Annotated in this window: 14 protein-coding genes and 1 tRNA gene; 2 read left to right on the top strand and 13 right to left on the bottom strand. The window is 56.4% G+C overall.

The window, feature by feature from the left end; genetic code table 11:
• Nucleotides 1-187: 187 nt before the first annotated feature.
• Nucleotides 188-261: transfer RNA gene (locus HMPREF1121_RS07255), tRNA-Arg, on the bottom strand.
• Nucleotides 262-393: 132 nt separating this feature from the next.
• Nucleotides 394-687: a DUF4248 domain-containing protein gene (locus HMPREF1121_RS07250; protein WP_052353647.1), complete on the bottom strand. Its 294-nt coding sequence runs from the start codon at nt 685-687 to the stop codon at nt 394-396.
• 821 nt (nt 688-1,508) lie between these two features.
• Here HMPREF1121_RS07250 and HMPREF1121_RS07245 point away from each other — a divergent pair.
• Together HMPREF1121_RS07245 and HMPREF1121_RS07240 are read left to right on the top strand one after the other, a co-directional pair.
• Nucleotides 1,509-1,964, top strand: coding sequence for a hypothetical protein (locus HMPREF1121_RS07245; protein ID WP_044115585.1), 456 nt, complete (start codon nt 1,509-1,511; stop codon nt 1,962-1,964).
• A gap of 194 nt (nt 1,965-2,158) precedes the next feature.
• Nucleotides 2,159-4,573: a TonB-dependent receptor gene (locus HMPREF1121_RS07240; protein WP_044115584.1), complete on the top strand. Its 2,415-nt coding sequence runs from the start codon at nt 2,159-2,161 to the stop codon at nt 4,571-4,573.
• A gap of 108 nt (nt 4,574-4,681) precedes the next feature.
• On the opposite strand, the gene HMPREF1121_RS07235 is transcribed toward HMPREF1121_RS07240, so the two are convergent.
• The 11 genes from HMPREF1121_RS07235 to pssA all read right to left on the bottom strand — a co-directional run bounded on the left by HMPREF1121_RS07235 (nt 4,682) and on the right by pssA (nt 18,937).
• Nucleotides 4,682-6,184 carry a glutamine synthetase family protein gene (locus tag HMPREF1121_RS07235; RefSeq protein ID WP_044115583.1) on the bottom strand — a complete coding sequence of 501 codons (1,503 nt, stop codon included), beginning with the start codon at nt 6,182-6,184 and terminating at the stop codon, nt 4,682-4,684.
• A 91-nt stretch (nt 6,185-6,275) separates the two neighbouring features.
• Entirely contained in the window at nt 6,276-6,587 is a 312-nt protein-coding gene (locus HMPREF1121_RS07230) for a DUF4298 domain-containing protein (RefSeq protein ID WP_044115582.1), read from the bottom strand.
• 322 nt (nt 6,588-6,909) lie between these two features.
• The gene (hpf, locus tag HMPREF1121_RS07225) at nt 6,910-7,197 is read right to left on the bottom strand and encodes a ribosome hibernation-promoting factor, HPF/YfiA family (protein WP_009433670.1); all 288 of its coding nucleotides are present in this window, start codon (nt 7,195-7,197) and stop codon (nt 6,910-6,912) included.
• Between the two features lie 477 nt (nt 7,198-7,674).
• Nucleotides 7,675-9,114: a RagB/SusD family nutrient uptake outer membrane protein gene (locus HMPREF1121_RS07220; RefSeq protein WP_044115581.1), complete on the bottom strand. Its 1,440-nt coding sequence runs from the start codon at nt 9,112-9,114 to the stop codon at nt 7,675-7,677.
• Between the two features lie 19 nt (nt 9,115-9,133).
• Nucleotides 9,134-12,244, bottom strand: coding sequence for a SusC/RagA family TonB-linked outer membrane protein (locus HMPREF1121_RS07215; RefSeq protein ID WP_052353646.1), 3,111 nt, complete (start codon nt 12,242-12,244; stop codon nt 9,134-9,136).
• Nucleotides 12,245-12,907: 663 nt separating this feature from the next.
• Entirely contained in the window at nt 12,908-13,198 is a 291-nt protein-coding gene (locus HMPREF1121_RS07210; protein WP_044115579.1) for a DciA family protein, read from the bottom strand.
• On the bottom strand, nt 13,185-14,312 hold the full coding sequence (locus HMPREF1121_RS07205; RefSeq protein ID WP_044115577.1) for a DNA replication/repair protein RecF: 1,128 nt from the start codon (nt 14,310-14,312) through the stop codon (nt 13,185-13,187). Before HMPREF1121_RS07205 ends, HMPREF1121_RS07210 begins: the two co-directional genes overlap by 14 nt.
• 12 nt (nt 14,313-14,324) lie before the next feature.
• Nucleotides 14,325-15,374, bottom strand: coding sequence for a dual-specificity RNA methyltransferase RlmN (gene rlmN / locus HMPREF1121_RS07200; RefSeq protein ID WP_044115576.1), 1,050 nt, complete (start codon nt 15,372-15,374; stop codon nt 14,325-14,327).
• Between the two features lie 131 nt (nt 15,375-15,505).
• Complete coding sequence (locus HMPREF1121_RS07195) at nt 15,506-17,665, bottom strand: peptidylprolyl isomerase (protein ID WP_044115575.1); 2,160 nt, start codon at nt 17,663-17,665, stop codon at nt 15,506-15,508.
• 195 nt (nt 17,666-17,860) lie between these two features.
• On the bottom strand, nt 17,861-18,163 hold the full coding sequence (locus tag HMPREF1121_RS07190) for a DUF4834 family protein (RefSeq protein WP_009433705.1): 303 nt from the start codon (nt 18,161-18,163) through the stop codon (nt 17,861-17,863).
• Between the two features lie 75 nt (nt 18,164-18,238).
• On the bottom strand, nt 18,239-18,937 hold the full coding sequence (gene pssA, locus HMPREF1121_RS07185; RefSeq protein ID WP_044115573.1) for a CDP-diacylglycerol--serine O-phosphatidyltransferase: 699 nt from the start codon (nt 18,935-18,937) through the stop codon (nt 18,239-18,241).
• Between the last annotated feature and the right edge of the window lie 33 nt (nt 18,938-18,970).

The raw sequence follows: 18,970 nt of genomic DNA, 5'->3' as shown, positions 1-18,970 counted from the left end.
GGGTGCGCCCTACAGACGCCCCTGACGACCCGAAGTGCTTGGGAGGGATCAGCCACCCAAGGGATAATATATCAGACTATAAATGGTAGCCAGAGGTGGCTACAGAGATGATGGCGAAGAGCCCAAAGCCAACCCCATCAAAGAGTATCTTAGTGATGTAAGGGATATTGAGTGGGGGGAGCTTGTGTGATTGGGCTGGGATTCGAACCCAGGACCGATAGCTTAGAAGGCTATTGCTCTATCCAGCTGAGCTACCCAACCAATCCATTGGAGGGGTGCGGACTCTTATGCCCTACGGCATGACTATAACGGCGCACACGTCCTCTTAATTGTGGTGCAAAGATAGTCAAATATTTCGTTTGGCCCGTACCGCTCCCATGGAATAAGCGTCCGCTAAGCCTTGCGAAGGATCTCGTAGAACTCCTCCGGAGTGCCTAAATGCTCGAGTAGTACCTGCACGGCAGAGGGCGGTAGGTAGTGCACCCGCGGGCGATAGCCTTGGGCACGTAGCTGGGAGAGTAGCTCGGGGTCGTGGCGAATGAGCGCACGCAGGGAGCGGGAGGCTCCCGTAGCCGTCTTCTGTGGGAAGTAGAGACAGGCAAGCTCCTTGACCGTATAGGCACGGAAGATGAGGGAGGGCACGCTGGACTGGGCAGCAGCAGACGAAGAGATGATAGGTGTTTTCATCGTCGTGTGGTATGAATAAAATGAATAAATGCAGGGTGGAGCGCTCCGCTTCTTCCTGCCCCCTACCCTACCAGCATACGTATATATAAGGAGGAACTGGGCGAGGTGAAGGGTACCAAAAGAGAGCATCGAGCAGGACTCCACGACAAAGTAAAGGCAAATACTCCGCCCCTCCAAGGGGCCGACTAAATAAATATTTTGACGAACGTAAGCACCTCGTCGCCTATCACTTACACGCCCTGCATCCACCTCCTCGAGGCCCGCTCCCTGCAGCTACTCACACGCCCCATCTCCGCCACTCAAAGCCCCCTCTTTGGGAGCAAATCGCTAAGCCCCTATCTATACAGACGCTGACACAGTGCCCTGCGATACGCACCGCATAGTAGTAGTAGTAGTATGCAGGTGCATTTCTGCGGAGGAAAAAGCTGGAAGTAATAATGGTATGAACGCCTACGCATACGAGGAAAACCTACAGATCTGCGGAGGATTCATTCGATCTACGTACGTAGATCTAAGGACTACGTACGTGGACATTTGGATTTAGATACCTGGCCGATAAGACTACGTACGTGGATAGAGAAATACCACTATGGGAAGCTACATACTTCCTCACGGGACTACTACTTTTTCCCGCTACTGAATAAGAAAAACCGCTGTGATGGATGAAGGCCTTGCCCGTAGCATGAGGAGGAAGAAATACCTAAAAATGAGGATTGCAGAAGGCGGGGAAAGCGTGTACCTTTGCCCCTATATGCTGGGGCTACTGAGTACCATCCCCAGTCCATCTCTCACCTGCAACGGAACGACACAACAGAAAGACGATGACACGACACGCCTGCTTCCGCTCCCTCTCCCTCGGAGCGCTCACCCTCACACTCCTATTCGGCTCATGCCAGGGAGCCCAGAAAGCCTCCACAGCTGAAGACAAACACCACCTCCAAGGCACCGAATGGTGCGACAGCACGGGTATCTTCACCCTCCACTTCAATAGTCCCGAGGACGTCGAGCTAAGCCTGAACTACGAGGGCTCTCCTATGGGTACCCTGACGTATGACATCCCCTGCCACTTCGCTGGCGACACGATTTATATCGATGACTATTCGAAGACCACGCCCTTCGGCAAGATAACGATCCTCCGCTCCTTCCGCGGTATCGTCCGTGGGACGTCCATCTCCGCAGGCTTCGTCACCTCGGATGCCGAGGTCGCTCCTGGCTCGACCTTCCCCACCTTCACCGAGCTACCCCTGCAGGAGGTCATCTTCAACAAGAAGTCTTAGCGCACACACCGCCCCCGCACGATCATCCAGCGTATAGCACCTAACCCCCGATAGCCCGTCCTGGGCTGTCGGGGGTTATTACTTTCCCGCCCGAGAGCAGGAAATACGAAGGAGTGTACCATACATTTGTACAGATCAAAAGAAAGTGCTTATATTTGCGGTGTAATAATCATCCATTACACCGCAAACTTCTTATGAAACGCCTTCATCTACTCCTCACCGCCCTCGCACTGGGCACGGGAAGCACCTTCGCTCAGAACACGGGCGACGCACGACTCCAGGGTATCCTGCTGCGCGCAAGCGACCGCCAAGCCATCGACATGGGTAATGCGCTACTGCGCCGGCTCCCCGACAGCACCCTCGTCACGGGTGCCGTAACCGACTCCCTCGGCACCTTCTCCCTCACGGCCTCCGCTGGCACCTACCTCCTCGAGCTCCGTGCTCTGGGCTACCAAGGTCAGTACAAGACCATCACCCTCCCCGCCACAGGCCTTGACCTCGGCGAGCTCCTCCTCAGCGAAGAGACCCAGCAGCTCCGCGGCGTCGAGGTGCGTGGCCGCCGCCCCATCATCACCCGTCAGGCAGACCGCCTCGTCTTCGACGCCCAGCAGATCAGCGCTGGGGCGCAGAATGCCCTCGACGTCCTCAAGCGCACCCCTGGGCTCAGCGTCACTGACGAAGGTATCTCCATCATCGGTCGTGGTAAGGCCATCATCCTCATCAACGACAAGCGCGTACGCCTCTCGGGCGAAGCCCTCACGGGCCTGCTTCGCTCCTACAGCCAGTCCGACATCGCCGAAGTACAGGTACTCACCACCCCACCAGCCAAGTATGAGGCGGAGGGCAATGCTGGTGTGCTGAACATCGTGATGAAGAAAGCTCAGAACGACTACTTCGGTGGGAACATCTCGGCCGATGCTTTTCTCTTCAAGGGCCGTGTCAGCCCCAGCCTCTCGACAGGGCTCAACTACAAGCAGGGTCGTATATCCGCTTCACTCAACCTTGACGGTTCCCACCCAAACACCATCGGGACCTTCGATACCTACCGTACCGCCCCCTCGACCCAGCTCTATTCAGCCAGCACCTCCCTCTTCGACTATCAGACGCGTAGCCTCAATATCAGAGGCGGTCTCGACTACACGATTAACCCCGAACTCACAGTAGGCTTCACTGCCACCTATACTCCCAACAGCACGCAGATAGACCGCACGAACGAGACGCGCAACTACTCCATCCGCCCCGATGGTAGCCACAACCTCCTGCTCCGCCTACCTGGGACAGCCTCAGAGATCGAACATGAAGCCTACACCGCACTCAACCTCCACCTCGAGAAGACCTTTGCCAAAGCTCCAGGGCGCAAAATCTCGTGGGACGCTGACTACGTAGGTTCGCGCACCTCCTCGGATGACCGCTTTGCCTCCACGGGTTACCTCGCCGACGGATCGCCTGTAGCTGGTAGCGACTTCTCCTACAAGGGACACAAGGGACAGCGAGTGCATTCCTACCTGACGAACGTGGACGTCACCCTACCCTTAGGGCAGACCATACTCGCCTTCGGAGCAAAGGGTACCTGGAGCCGTACAGACAACCACAACGAGTACTTCGCCCACACGACTCTCGGTGCACGTACCGATGCCATCCTCTTCGATGAGCACGTCTATGCGCTCTACACCGACATCACCCAGCCACTTTCAGCCAAGTGGAACCTCCGTGGAGGGCTGCGTATGGAGTACACCCACACCGCAGGTAAGGTGAAGGGAGAGCCTGATCTCAAGACACGAGACTACGTCAATTTCTTCCCCACGCTCTACCTCGGCTTCACCCCCAGTGAGCGTCACGCTCTGAGCTTCGAAGGAACAATCCGCCTCGACCGCCCACACTTCAGCCAGCTATCCCCCTATCCTCTGTATGAGAACCAGTACAGCACCATCTCTGGGAAGGAAGACCTGCGCCCCACCAAGCAAGGCTCACTCACCTTCGGCTACACCCTCGACGGCTCACTGAACTTCCAGGCCTTCGCTAACTACAGCTGGGACGGCATCACGCCCCTTGCCCTCCTCGACCCCCACACAAGCGCTGTACGCTATCTGATCGACAATGCCGAGACAAAGTACAACGTCGGGCTACAGAATAGCTACTTCTTCCACTCGCTCTCTTTCCTGCAGTGCTACATCAGTCATCAGATTGGCTACACTACCTCCTCCGTTGCCTACAACGGGCACCCACTCAATGCGGACAAGGGTCTTTCCTATAGTGCAAGCCTCAACGGCACACTCTTCTTCAACCACACAAAGAGCTTCAGCGGGAACTTCTATCTGAACTACAGGACTCCCGAGATTTCTGGTGCTGGACGTACAAGCAGCCAGGTTTACTCCAGCGTCAGCCTCAACTACAGCCTCCTCAATGGGCGCCTTCGTCTGCAGATGGGTATCACAAATATCGCTTCACCCGACCCACGTACGACCATGACTACAGAAGGGAATACCATCGAGGTCATCAACATGGGCATGCGTAATATGCTCACGGCCAGCCTGACCTATACCTTCGGTGCTCACCTCCAAGACAAGCAAGCCAGCAAGAACGCCGAGGCTATGCGCTCCCGCTTCTAAGCGCATAGCGCCCTCGCTCCCCATAACACCCTAAATGCAGCAGCCCCCGCCACTCCGATGGAGTAGCGGGGGCTGCCCGTTATCTGATGCTTAGACGGAGGGAGCGCCTTAGCAGTAGAAGTAGCGTTCTACAAGCTCCTTGAGGAACTGAGGATCAGCCTGTGCCTTAGCACGGAGGTCAGCATCCTGATAAGCCTCGAGGTTGCGGATCAGCATATCGATCGTCGTAGGATCGAAGACACCGCGAGCTTCGTAGATAGCGCGGTGCTGGCGCAGACGTTCGGCCGATGCGACGCAGGAAGCAGGCAGGCTATCCAGATGAGCTACAGCGCCAGCGAACTCATCCTTGTGGATGTTCACAGCGACATAGGTATCCTTAGCGAGCTGCTCAGCATTGTCGATCTCGAAGCCGTGGCGTACTGCCGTACAGATACCAGCCAGCAGGAGGTAGAGGTTAGCCGAGCCGTCGGAGGCACGGAACTCGATCGTCTGCTTATTGGTGTAGCGCTTCTTGCTGGGCGTTTCGAGGGGGTTGATGATGCTGGACATATCGACGTCTGCACTCCAGCCAAGGGGTACACGCACGAGAGCCGAGCGGTTGCGGTCACCCCAGCATACCGTCGTAGGAGCCTCCTGATGAGGTACGAGACGCAGGTAAGAGGTGGGGTTCGTGTTACCGAAGGCGGTGAGCGAAGCAGCGAGGCTCATCATACCAGCGACAGCCTTGTGAGCAGTAGCCGTGAGTTCGCCAGCCTGGTCGACGTACTGGTTGATGCCGTTCTTGTCGACGATCTTCGTGTGGACGTGCATACCGCTACCAGCCTTACCGACGATGATCTTAGGAGCGAAGGTTACCTTGAGACCCATTCTCCAGCCGAGCTCGAAGAGGATCCACTTACCGAGCTGCAGGTGCTGGGCAGCTTCTTCGACGGGTACGGGGAGGAATTCGATTTCGTTCTGCTCGTAGTTGAGACCGTCAGCCGTGAAGTTCCCTACTTCACCATGGCCATACTTGATCTGGCCACCGCACTCGCAGATCATACGCATAGCCTGAGTGCGGAAGTCAATCTGCTTGCTGAAGGGACCCATCTCATGGTAGCCACGCTGGTCTACTGCTTCGTAGGCGTCTTCCTTATCGCCGATGACGTAGTACTCGAGCTCGCCCATAGCGTAGAACTCTAGACCGCCCGTCACTTCGCGGAAGGCCTGAGCAGCTCGGCGCAGGATCTCGTCGGGAGCAGCCGAGAGAGGCTGGCCGTTCTTATCCATATAGGCGCAGAAGAAGGAGATCGTAGTCTGAACAGCGAAGGGATCCAAGAAGGCCGAGGAGAACTTAGGCACTACATAGAGGTCAGAGGAGCCGGCTTCCATCAGACCGGGGAAGAGGCTGGAGCCGTCTACGCGCTCACCAGAGGAGAGGACTTCATCGAGGTACTCAGCATCTTGGATGACGAAGTTCAGCTCCTTGAGACGCCCATCAGCTGCTGTATAGCGGAAGTTGAGCTCGTGGATGTCGTTGTCGAGGATGTACTTGGTGATGTCTTCCTTGGTGAAGTCCTTGGGAGCCTTCCCGATAGCGCGTGCTATGGGATTGAGGGTGTACTGCTGCATAGTGTTCTTAATGTAGTTGTTTGTGTACCATATAGTCGGGGGTAGTGCGCCGCTCCAAGGGCTGGGGAGGTACGGCTACCCTAACTTTACTCTAAGGTATCTTTCCGAGGCGCTGCTCTATGTCTTTCACGATCCCGCACAAGCCATACAGCTGTGTGAGGAGGTCGAAGACGGCATCTTCGCTGAGGACGCCGTGGGGAAGATCTGGTGGGAGGAGTCCCTCATTGCTGGCATCGTGGTCACGCATCCAGTCAGGGGAGCTGTAGTAGGCGACGAGACGCTCCAGGCTGGGGAGATGAGCCGTCATCTCCTCAAGGAGTTCTTCCCCCTTGTTGCCGAGGTCGACCCACTCGTTGAGTGCGGTCTCCATCTCACGAATACGTGCGATGCGTCTTTCGTCCATATGCTTTGTCGCCGTTTGTAGTAGCAAATATACACATTAAAGCATTACGTGATACCGCTTCGTGCACTGCAGTCCTAACACTTTGACAGTATTTATACTCAAGCACCTATACACGAACGACTTGCCCTATCACAAGGGGCGCGAAAATCACGCTATTCTCACGTCTCCTACCCTACCACTCCAGGAGGACAGCAAATGGCACTTCTCGGGGGAGGCAGTTGGGGGCGATCGCTACCTTATATATATGAGTTGCCCCCAGCTGAGGGGGACTCAGTGGGGGCAAGAGTTAGTCGCGTGTGCCCTCAAGGCGAGGGCTGGGGGCTTAGGCCTCCTTGTGCTTCTCGAGCTTACGCTTCAGGACGTCGATACAGAGATCGACAGATTCCTCGAAGCTGTTGCCTGTCTTGTCGACAAAGAAGTCTGCACCATTGACCTTGAGCTTGATGGAGGCTTCCTTGTTATTGGATACTTCGGGCTTGACAACCTTTAGGACGACTTCGGCGGCCTGTATATCATCGGCGAAGCGGGTCAGCTTCTCGAGTTTCTTCTGGATAAAGGCCTTGAGCTGCTCTGTGGCATCGAAGTGGATGGCTTGAATTCGGATGTCCATAGTTGAATAGCTTTTAGTTCCCCGAGGGGGAGTGTGACATGAGTTATGGTAAGAGCACTAAGGGAGTCCTTCGTAACCCTCACCTCAAAGTTAGCGAAAAAGACTTCGAATAACAATACCCTTCCGCGCTTCACTCATACACCTCGGGATATTCGTCCCCCATAGCCCCTTCATTCGCTCCTCCAGGCTACCCCATCATCCCTCCAGCACAAGTCCCTATGAATAGGCCATCTACGGAGAGCGAAGCAACGATCACGATGAAGGAGGTGAGTGAACCTATATTGGTCGGCGGGCTGACCTATATAGGTCACGGATGCGACCAATATAGATCGGAGAGCAAAGCTATATAGGTCAGCCCGTCGACCAATATAGGTTCAAACCACGACCCTCCCCGAGGGTATAGATACAACACGCCCCCAGCGGCCGAGGCTGCTGGGGGCGTGTTACCTTTTTCACTAACAAGTAGAGCGTGTAAGCCTACTGTGCGGCACGGACTACGAGGTCCGGATTGATGTTCTTCTCTCGCTCGGGGAGCTCGACGATGGTGCGCCAGTCGAGGTAGTTGACCGTACCACCCGAGACGTACTGGCTGGTGAGATTGAGCTTATTGCGCAGGAGGTCAAAGGCGCGGTGTCCTTCGCAGAAGAACTCGATACGGCGCTCATCGAGGATATCCTGCAGCGTCACCGAGGTAGCGGCAGTATAGCTGGAGAAGCGGTTGCGTCGCAGCGTATTGTAGTAGTCGACTGCCGTCTTCCCGTCACTCGCCGTAGCCCCACGCAAGAGGGCTTCCGAAGCGATAAGGTAGAGCTCAGAGAGGCGGATGACCTTGAAGTTATTCATCGCCGTAGCGTTCGAAGCGCCATCCTGACCCACGTACTTCGTGGTATAGTAGGCCTTCGCTACGCCACCTGCCTTAGAGCGCTCGCTGATGAGCTGTGCGCGGACGTCATTGGAGCGGGTCGTCTGCACCCACGTGACGAAGTCATCAGCAGCACCGAACTCAGGGTACACCCCAGGGTTGGTATAGCCCCCGAGGCTATTGAGCCCGGCGTTGGACTTCTCCGTGGTGAGCACCTCAAAGAGGGACTCCGACGTCCCCTGCTTGCCCCAGACCGAGGGATAGTCTGCTACGCTATAGAGCGTGTAGGGGCTGGAGGAGATGACTTCGCTGGCGTACTTATAGGCGTTCTGCCAATCACCGAGGTAGAGGTAGGTACGAGCCAAGAGGCCTGCAGCAGCCCAGTAGTTGATAGCGCCCGAGTTGAGCGTCTTATTCTTGCTCAGCCCTTCGAGGGACTTCGTCAGGTCGGCGATGACCTGCGCATAGGTCTCACGGAGCGTAGAACGCTGGAAGCGGTAGCCAACGGGATGCACGGCGGTGTTCAAGGGAATACCCGAATAGGCCGCATCCAGGTTCACGCCCGTGGTGGGGATATGGCTAAAGAGACGTGCCAGCTCCAGGTGTGCCAGGCCTCTCAGCGCGTAGAGCTGTGCTACCTGGTCATTGAACTGCGTCTTCTCGGATGAGCTGAGCGTCTTCTCCACCGAGCCTACATACTGCAGGATGTCATTGACACGGCTGGAGGTCGTGGCGAAGGCTTGGTAAGCCCCTGCCGAGAAGCCCGAAGACTTGTCGGTGAGGAACTGGTGGATAGCCGTCGAGTGATTGTAGCTCCCTACGACGATCTTCACGTCGCCCCCGCGTCCATCGGCGAAGATAGCGGTCTCGCCGCTGTAGCCATAGCGGGTATTGAGGCGCGAATAGACGCCACGCACGGCACTAGTCAGGCCACTCAGTGAGGAGACAGACTCCTCAGAGGGTAGGGAGCCCGAGGGGAGCTGATTCAGTTCCTTCTCACAGGAGGTGAAGAGGACAGAGGAGGCCAGCAGGATATATAATGGAAATCTTTTCATCTGGATACTGGGATAAGCGTTAGAAACCAACATTCACACCGAAGCTCACCGTGCGTAGAGCAGGGATATCGGCCGTACGGAAACCATTGAGAGGCGTCTCGAGCTCCTTATTCTTGGTAGCTGCGTAGAGATAGAAGAGGTTGTTCGCCGTCAGTGATACGCTCGCCGAATTGACGTGGACTGCCTTGGTGAGCGAGCTGGGAAGACGGTAGCTCAGCGCCACTTCCTTGAGGCGGACGAAGTCCGAGGAGTGGAGGAAGCGCGTCGAGGCCAGACGTGCACTCGAGAGTGGATTGTTCAGGATAGGCAGGGGGTTGGAGGCCGTCGTATTGGTAGGCGTCCAGTAGTTACCGACCAGATCCTTGCTTGAGTTCACCGAGATCGTACGTGCGCCGTCCGAGATAGCGAAGCCTTCAAAGTGGTCGAGGAAGTGCCCGCCGAACTGGTAGGTCAGGAGTGTGCTCAGCGTAAAGCCACCATAAGAGAAGGTATTCGTCAGACCACCAAAGAGCTTAGGATAAGCAGACTTGGTGGGAGTGAATGCTGCCTGAGAAGAGTAGTAGGTGAGGTTGTCAGCCGTAGCGTCCTTCGTGGGGTCGATGACGAAGCGAGCCAGACCCGTCTCCTTCTCCACGTCGTGGAACTTGCGGAGGTAGAACGTATAGATGTCTACACCTGGGCGGTAGAGGTAGTTACCAGCACCCGTGATGATGTCGCCATTGGGGAGCGCCTCTACACGAGAGCGGATCTTCGTCAGCGAGAGGTCAGCATCCCAGCGGAAGGCGTTGGAGCTAAGGATGTTCGATGCGTGAAGCTCGACTTCGATACCGCGGTTAGAGAGCTCACCTCGGTTGGCCTGATAGTTGGGTACCCCGTGGTTGTACGAGACAGGTACGGACATCAGGAGGTCGGTCGTGTACTTATTGAAGTACTCCACGCTCAGAGCGAAGCGGCGTGCGAAGGTCAGATCAAGACCGACATTGAGGCTACGGCTCTTCTCCCAGCCGAGGTCGAGGTTAGCCAGCTGATTGAGGTAGATAGCGGACTCAGAGCCATAGTTACCACCGAAGTCATAGAGCCCTCTCCAGCTGTACTCGGCGTCAGGGAGGTTACCATTGGTACCATAGGAAGCACGGAGCTTAGCATCGGTCAGGAAGTTATTGTCCTTGAGGAAGGCTTCACGGCCAAATCTCCAGGCACCCGATACGCTGTAGAAGACACCCGAGCGCTTGTTCTTACCGAGCTTCGAGGAGATATCATCACGCAGGCTCAGACCGAGGTAGTAGCGATTGTCATAGCTGTAGTTGACACGGCCGAGGTAAGAGAGGAGGAAGCTCCCGTAGCGATTGCTCTCGCTATCAACGACCTGCCCGTTGCCGAGCTCACGGAGCTTATCCGTAGAGTACTTATTGACCGAGAAGCCGTAGCGGAGCTGGTCGAAGCTCTGAGCCTCGATACCGGCAAGAGCATCGACGTGATGCTTGGTGAAGTCACGGTTGAAGTTCAGGACATTAGAGGTCGTCTTGACGACAAGCTCATTGGAGAAGCGGACACCCTGACCACCGACACGACGGCCGTCCTGCGTATTGGGGCTTACATACTCGAAGCTCTTGAGGAGCGTGTACTCGATTGAGTTCGTCGTCTTGAAGTTGAGGTAATCCGTGAAGGTCACCTGAGCATTGACACCACCGATACCGCGGAGCGTACCCAGCTGATTCGTGATGTACGTGGGATCAAGGATCTGCAGCGGATTGTCCGTACCCTTCATAGGTGCGACATTCTGATTGTAGCTACCGTCCGCATTATATACAGGCTGGTCGGGAGCCGAGAGGAGCGTCAGGATCGTAGGCTGCGAGAGCGAGACACTGCTGCTCTGACCGGAGTTGTCACCACTACCCTCCTGTGAGGTGTAGGATACCTGTCCCTTGAAGGAGAGATTGAGCCACTTAGTAGCCTTGTTATCGAGGTTCAGAAGACCTGAGTAGCGCTTGAAGCTACCGAAGGGCGTGACACCCGTCACATCATTGTAGCCCAGCGAAGCAAAGTAGCGTAGAGCATCAACCCCGCCCGAAGCGGAGAGGCTGACATCGCTCAGACGACCCGTTTTTCCGAGGAGTACCTTGCGCCAGTCGGTAGCCGTCGTACGGCTCTTCACCAGAAGGTCTTCATCCGTGACGGCGGCATCGGTGTACTTCGCCTCGAGCTGCTGACGGAGCGCAGCACGCTGAGCGTACTGCGACCCAGTGGGCAGGAGGGCATCAGCTCGGTACAGCTCGTAGTTGATGAGGGCTTCGCGCTGGTAGTCGAAGGCTTCGTTAGCATTCATCAGCTCGAAGGCATTGGTAGCAATACGCGAGAAGCCGGTATTGGCCTTGAAGCTAAAGCTCGTCTTACCCTGCTTACCGCGCTTGGTCGTGATGAGCACGACACCATTAGCAGCACGTGAGCCGTAGAGTGAAGCGGAAGCAGCATCCTTGAGCACTGAGACCGACTCGATATCCTCAGGGTTGATGGAGGCAAGGATGTTGGACGAATAGCCGCCGATACCATAGTTCCCCGTCGTGACAGGCACCCCGTCGACGACGTAGAGAGGCTCGGTAGTCCCGTTGATACTCCCTACCCCACGGATCTGGACCGTTCCAGCTGACCCAGGGTTACCCGTCTGTGAAGCGACGCGGATACCCGAGACCTTACCCGAGAGGGCCTTATCGATGGACTCTACCTTGGCATTGGCAAGCTCAGAAGCCTTGATGCTGGAGGTAGCGCCCGTGAGGGAGGACTTACGCTGGACACCGTAGGCCGATACGACCAGTGGATCAAGCGTCTTCTCCGTGCTCTTGAGCTGGACGCGAAGCTCCTTACCTGCTACGACAGCGACCGTCTCGGCGCCATAACCAATATAGGAGATACGCAGGGTCTTCGCTCCCTCGGGCAGACGGAGGGTAAACTTCCCCTTCGCGTCGGTGAGGGCCCCACTACGGGGGTGCTCAACGCAGATGACCGAAGCACCGTCGATCGGTTCATTGTTCTCAGCCGCAACGACTATCCCAGTCACGGCTACCTGCTTCTGTGCCCAGGTAAGTCCTACGGAGAGAACCAGGAGCAACAGGCTTAGTAAACTCTTTCTCATTAGCGAATTGGTGAATTTGGAGGTGAATATATACAACGAAGAAGCGCTTCTTACAAACTCTTTGTATGGGTATGCTATATACTAACAGGTATACAACAAGCTACTTCGCCTATGGATATGCGTCATCATGCTGAGCCACATCATCGTGTCAGCATACATTCGCATAATCATCATAGACTGGACTTGTTGCATATAGCTATTAGTCTTCTTTTCTTTTGAGTGAAGGGAGGAAGGTGAATTATCCAAGACGGACATCCTTCCGATTGGTGCAAAGGTAAAGCTCTTTTTGAAAACTCCAAATCACGCCCCTCAAAAATGCCCGCACGACACCACTCAATGGAGGGCTATCCACCCGAGCGAAGAGAAAGCACTACCCCATCATACACAGCGACTTACCCCCACCATACAGAAACATCCTGCCACGCTCAAAAAAATTTCTCGCTGAGGGTGATAAACGAACCTATATTGGTCGGCGGGCTGACCAATATAGGTCATGGATACGACCAATATAGGTCGAAGTACGAAGCTATATAGGTCAGCCCGCCGACCAATATAGGTTCGCATCCCCCCTCCCGTGAGGTCACAGACGAGCGCACATAAAAAAGGCTGACCTACCGCAGTAGATCAGCCGAAGAGCATTGGGAGAAGCGGGCTCGTTTGCCCTTAGTAAATCTGAATGAAGCGCACGAGCTCGGCACCAAGGTGGCCGTTGATCTTGCGCTGGAGCTCGGCTTGCTGGAAGCCCAGCTCCTGCCGTACCGCAGATGAAGAGACCTGCAGACGGAGTACCCCTTCATCGAAGCGTACCTCCTGAAGCCAGCGGTACATCGGCCCTAAGAGCTCAGGCAAGTAGTCTCGCAGACGATGCACCAAGAGCTGCTCATACATATCGGGGTCGTCGTCCCACAGCGAGGCGATGGCTTCGCCGAGGAGCACGGTCTTACTCTGCTTCATGAGTGGGGGTGGAGTCGATAGAGCGCACTTCGCCCGAGGACACTTCGAAGAGGCGATAGTCTTCGCCCCAGCTCGTGACGATCTCGTCGAGGTGCTTGCGGTTCGTATCCGTGATGAAGATCTGCCCGAAATCACTCCCTCCGACCAGACGGATGATGCGCTCCACACGCTCAGCATCGAGCTTGTCGAAGATATCATCCAAGAGGAGAAGTGGGCGCTCGGGGTTGGTCGCCGAGAGCAGTGCGTACTGAGCGAACTTCAGCGCGATGAGGAAGGTCTTATTTTGCCCCTCACTCCCGACCTTGCGAATGAGCTCTTCGCCGAGGAGCATCTGCAGGTCATCCTTGTGCAGACCTATAGTCGTATAGCCCATGAGGCGGTCACGCTGACGGGCCTCACGCAGGAGCTCGAAGCAATGGCCCCCGTGCTCAGCGAGCGACGACGTATAGACGAGGCTCACACGATCCTGCCCGCCACTGATAGCGGTATAGTACTGCTGGAAAAGAGGAATGAAGTCACGCACGAAGGCTGCACGACGCTCGTAGAGGAGCGGGCTGACCTGCTCGAGCTGTAGATCAAGGACTTCGAGGACGGCATCATCGGCACGCTGGCTCTTCAGGAGCACATTGCGCTGCTCAAGGATGCGGTGGTATTGTGCAAGTGCCGCCATGTAGACACTATCCTGCTGGGAGAGCTGCTTGTCGACGAAGCGGCGACGCTCGTCGCTCCCCCCGAGGATAAGCTGGTAGTCCTGTGGCGAGACGATGACCAGCGGGAAGGCACCGATATGATCGCTGAGCTTAGGGTACTCCTTCTTGTTGCGCTTGAGCACCTTGCGATGCCCGGGGCGGATCTGCAAGAGCAGCTGACGCTCGTCGCCGAAGTCGCTTCGGTAGACGGCATCAAGCACGGCAGCCTCCTGCCCGTATTGCACGGCGAGGCTGTCGGTGATCGAGAGGTGACTCTTGGTGAAAGAGAGGTAGTGCAGCGCATCCAGCAGATTAGTCTTCCCCATCCCATTGAGGCCAATGAAGCAATTGACCTTGGGGGAGAAGGTGCAGGAGGCCGAGGCGATGCTCTTGAAGTGCAGGAGGTGCAGACGCTGGAGGATCACGGGCGGGAGGGATTAGCGTGGTGCAGAGCCGCCACGAGCCATCTGCTCCTTGGTCGAGAGCATACCGCAGGCAGCAGAGATATCTTCACCGCGGGAGGTGCGGATCGTCGTGGTGTAGCCGCGTGACTCGAGCTGGCGCTTGAAGTGCTCCATCTTATCTCGCGAGAGCGGACGCAGGGGCACATCAGGGATTTGATGGAAGGGGATGAGGTTGATACGGCAAGGGATCCCACGCAGGAGGCGAGCAAGCTCCGAAGCGTGCTCGTCGCTATCGTTCACCCCGTCGAAGACGATGTACTCGAAGGAGACGCGGCGCTGCCCCGTGAAGTCAGCTTCGCGGATCATCTGCAGCGTGTCCTCCAGTGGCAGACCACCCTCAGCAGGCATCAGCTCCAGACGCCCTTCGTGGAAGGGATTGTGCAGGCTGACCGCCAGATGGCAGGTCGTCTCGCTGAGGAAGCGCTCGAGGCCACGGCGCACACCTACCGTAGAGAGGGTAACGCGCTTAGGCGACCAGCCCAAGCCCCACGCAGAGGTTAGGACGGAGATGCTCTTCAGTACGTTCGTCGCATTGTCGAGCGGCTCGCCCATACCCATATAGACGACGTTGGTCAGCGAGGCGGATTCCTCGACGGAGAGGACTTGGTTGATGATCTCACCCGAGGACAAGTTCCCCTTGAAGCCCTGCTTACCCGTCATACAGAAGAGGCAGTCCATCTTACAGCCCACCTGCGAAGAGATGCAGAGCGTAGCGCGGTCCTTATCGGGGATAAAGACTGCTTCGACAAGCCCCCCTGTGGAGACGGCGAAGAGGTACTTGCGCGTGCCGTCCTTCGACAGCTGGCTCATCACGGGAGCCGTACGACCGACGGTATAGCGCTCAGCGAGGAGCGTGCGATTGGCTTTGGAGAGGTTCGTCATCTCATCGATGGAAGTGACGCGCTTGTCATAGAGCCACTGGGCTATCTGCTTGCCCGTGAAGCGGGGCATGCCCAGGGAGGTGACCAGCTCGGTAAGCTCATCGAGGGTGCGACCAAGGAGTATTTCTTTGCCTTCTGGCATCGTATGCGGATAAATCGAGGGATGAATGAATAAGGCTGCCCGCAGAGTGTCTTCATGCGGGCAGCCTATTTAATAACTGATATCAGTGGCAAAGGGTTGTCCCGATGCCCCGATAGATGGGGAGCCGGCTACTAATAGAAGCGAGCGCGGTTGTCCTGAATCTTCATCTTCTGGATGAAGTCCGTGAAGACACGGTAGCTGTACTGACGAGCCAGACCGAGCTCCTGCTGCTTGACCTGTGCAGCGACAGCAGCGGGATCGTTAGGCGTAGCAGCGACAGGCTGGAGGACCATGACTTCGGCATTGCTTGCAGCGAAGGGCTTAGAGAGCTTACCCATGGGAGTCGTCATAGCTACGCCGTTGAAGGTAGCAGGCTCGCTACCACGGACGAGGTAGTTGACGTCGACGAGGGTATCGACCTTCGTCTGGAGCTCCGTAGCGTAAGCATCAAGAGAAGCGAGGTTCTTGCCTTCGAGGTTCTTAGCGAGGGTCTCAGCCTTCTTCTTGCTGGTGAGGTAAGCTACGATCTCATCCTTGACAGCGGAGAGAGGAGCTACGCCAGCAGGCGTGTGCTTGACGACTGCGGGGATGACGAGGTAGTCCGTACCGCAGGTATAGAGCTTCTGGCTGACTTCGCCGTCCTTAGCACCGATAGCCCAGCTGATGACCTGACGCGAGCTGGGGATCTGCCCGAGAGCAGCCGTCTGCGTCGTCACAGGGATGTTGCGAGCTACGCTGAAGCCTTCCTTCTCGGCCTTCTTAGCCATAGCATCGAAGCCACCGCCACCACCGAGGATGCGGTTCATAGCTGCGTACTTAGCGTTGTAGGTCTCAGGAGAGAACGTAGCGGGTACCGAGAGGAATGCTACCTGATAAGCATCTACTGCAGGCTGGGGATTCTCAGCACGTACGAGGACGGAGAGAGGAGCCCGACCGAGACGAACGACCGTACCGAAGGGTACCTTGTAGAGCGTATCGAGGTTGAGAGCTGAGCCCTGAGAGAGCTGTACCAGCTGTGATTCGGTGAAGGTGCTATCGACCGAGCCGTAGCGGTTAGGCATCTGGATAAGGCCACCCGTAGCCGACGTAGAGGGGTCGATGCTGTGCTTCTTAGCCAGCTCAGCGAAGCTAGCACCCGCATGAAGCTGTGCGAGCAGGCTGTCTGCCTGACCCTTGACGCTGTCGTTGAGGACGATCATACGGACAGAGACGCCCGAGGTCACCGTCTTCTTACCGACGAGCTTGATGATATCGTAGCGGTCGCTGACGAGCTGAGGATCGCTGACGGCACCAGCCTCAGCACCCTTGATGAAGGCAACCTGCTCAGCACCGAGGCCCAGCGCATCGAGCTCAGCACCGGTGAGGTAGCTCTTGGAGAAGAACTTGCTGGAGGTAGCGAAGCCACGGAGTACAGACTCGACGTTGGCGGCATTTGCATTGCGAAGCTCAGCGACAGCCTTCTCCTTCTCAGTAGCAGCGTTCTTGTAGTCTTCCTGCGAAGGAGTGACCTGCAGGCTGATGTAGCTCACCTCGGTGAGAGGGTACTGCATCTTGTAGAAGTCCTTGTGCTCGTCGTAGTACTTCTTCACCTCGCTATCGCTGGGCTTAGCCGCCTCGTCTGCGATCTGAGCAGCAGAGGTGCGCACGAGAGCGATGCTACGGCTTTCCTTACCGACGGAGAGCTCACGGTCTACATCGTTGATCTTATAGGTACGAGCGAGCAGCGTAGAGAGCTTCTGCTGGAGACGCTGAGACTTGATCTGCTTCTGGAGCTGCTCGAACTGGCTCTTAGCCTGCAGGAGCTGACCACGCTGCTCAGCAGGAGCGGCCTGGATCTGCTTATCAGAAAGCTGCTTGATGATCTCGTTGATCTGCTTCTCATCTGCCGAGCCGAAGAACTGTGCAGCCAATGGCGAGGGAGCGATCCCCTTACCCACGAGGAGTGCATAGAGTTCGTCGTCAGATACGCCGAGGCCGACCTTTGAGGTCACCTCATTGAGGGCATACTCCGAGATGTACTCTTGGGCCAGTTGGTTATTCAGCTGCATACGTTGCTCATCGGAGAGCTGCTGGCCCTGGGCTTGAGCCTGGTCTTCGAGCTCCTTGAGGCGCATGCTATACTCTTCGATCGAGACATCTTTGCCATCGATGGAGAGAGCCGTACGCTCATTCTTGCTCCAGAAGGTGCGCCCACTGGTGAAGAGGTCACCGATGACAAAGCCCGCCAGGGCGATCCCGATGACCACGACCAGCAGTACCGAATGACTTCGGATCTTCTCTAATACTGCCATTGTTTGTTGTTACCTATGGATGAATAGTGTTTATATTTCAGTCTTTGAGGAACAAAGATACAAACACTCCGACGAATACTCAAATACAAAGGGCCTTCTCAGAAGGAAGTGGGATAAGGGAAGCGCACTTCCCCTATCCCACTGCTTCGGATGGCGTATATAAATACGGTGTATGGAGTACCCGCAGAGCGCTGCTTAGTCCCGTGGAAGCTCCTCGAAGTCAACGTACTCGTCGCTTGAGGGGCGGGTGAACTTGCGAGCCTCGATATCATCAAGCTCCTGCTTCTGGCGGCTGTCCGAGCTCTCTGCCGTGCCTTCACGACGCTCAGAGGATGCCCCAGGGGCACCGTAGCCACGATTGCGGTAGGCCTCACCACCGGCTGCCTCGGTCATACGGCGCTGCAGGCGCTGGAGGAGCTTCACGGCCAGCCAAGCTTGGATCGTAGGCCAGTAGAGGTAGAGGAGGACACCGATGAGGATTATTATCAGGAGGCTCATATCGAAATTCGGATTTATCTAATACATACTATGTGACAAAGCTCCTCTTTCAAAGAGCGTGCCACAGCACTCCGCTTAGGACTTCTCGCCCTTCTGCTGAGGAAGGAGTGACAGCAGGAGGTAGGCGATGATCGTCACACTGCAGCCGAACCAGCCCAGCCACACGACCGACCCGACAGCCACCACGATGAGCACCAGCTGAGGCCACTTGTGGCTCAGGGGCTCCTTCGAGAGCTTGAAGGAGAACATCGGCAGCTCGCTGACCATCAGCAGGGATAGCACGAGCGTCAGCACTAGATAAGTGATGAGCGTGGCCGAAGCACCGATGGACAGCCCGAAGGAAGGGATCGCAGCTGCAGCACCGATCCAGAAGAGCGCGTTCGAGGGGACGGGAAGTCCGAGGAACGAGGTCGACTGGCGCGTGTCGTTATTGAACTTCGCCAGGCGCAGTGCAGCAAAGGCCACGACGACGAAGACGCCATAGTTCAGATAATTCCCTGCATCCAAGCCCTCCAGTCCACGGAAGACAAGGGTAGCGGGAGCCAAGCCGAAGCTCACGACGTCGGCCAGCGAGTCGAGATCCTTCCCGATCGGAGAGGACACACCCAGCAGGCGTGCTACCATCCCATCGAAGAAGTCAAAGACGGCCGAGAGGACGATGAGCCACATAGCGATATCGGGGCGACCTGCATAGAGCGTGAAGACGATAGCCAGCACACCTGAGAGGAGGTTCCCCGCGGTCAGCATATTAGGTATATGCTTCTTGATATTCATTCCTACTATTATATATACGTATAGGGAGGGGCG

This window comes from Porphyromonas sp. KLE 1280 (assembly GCF_000700805.1).
GTDB classification, from domain to species: Bacteria; Bacteroidota; Bacteroidia; order Bacteroidales; family Porphyromonadaceae; genus Porphyromonas; species Porphyromonas pasteri.
This window is presented reverse-complemented; position numbering and strand designations above follow the sequence as displayed.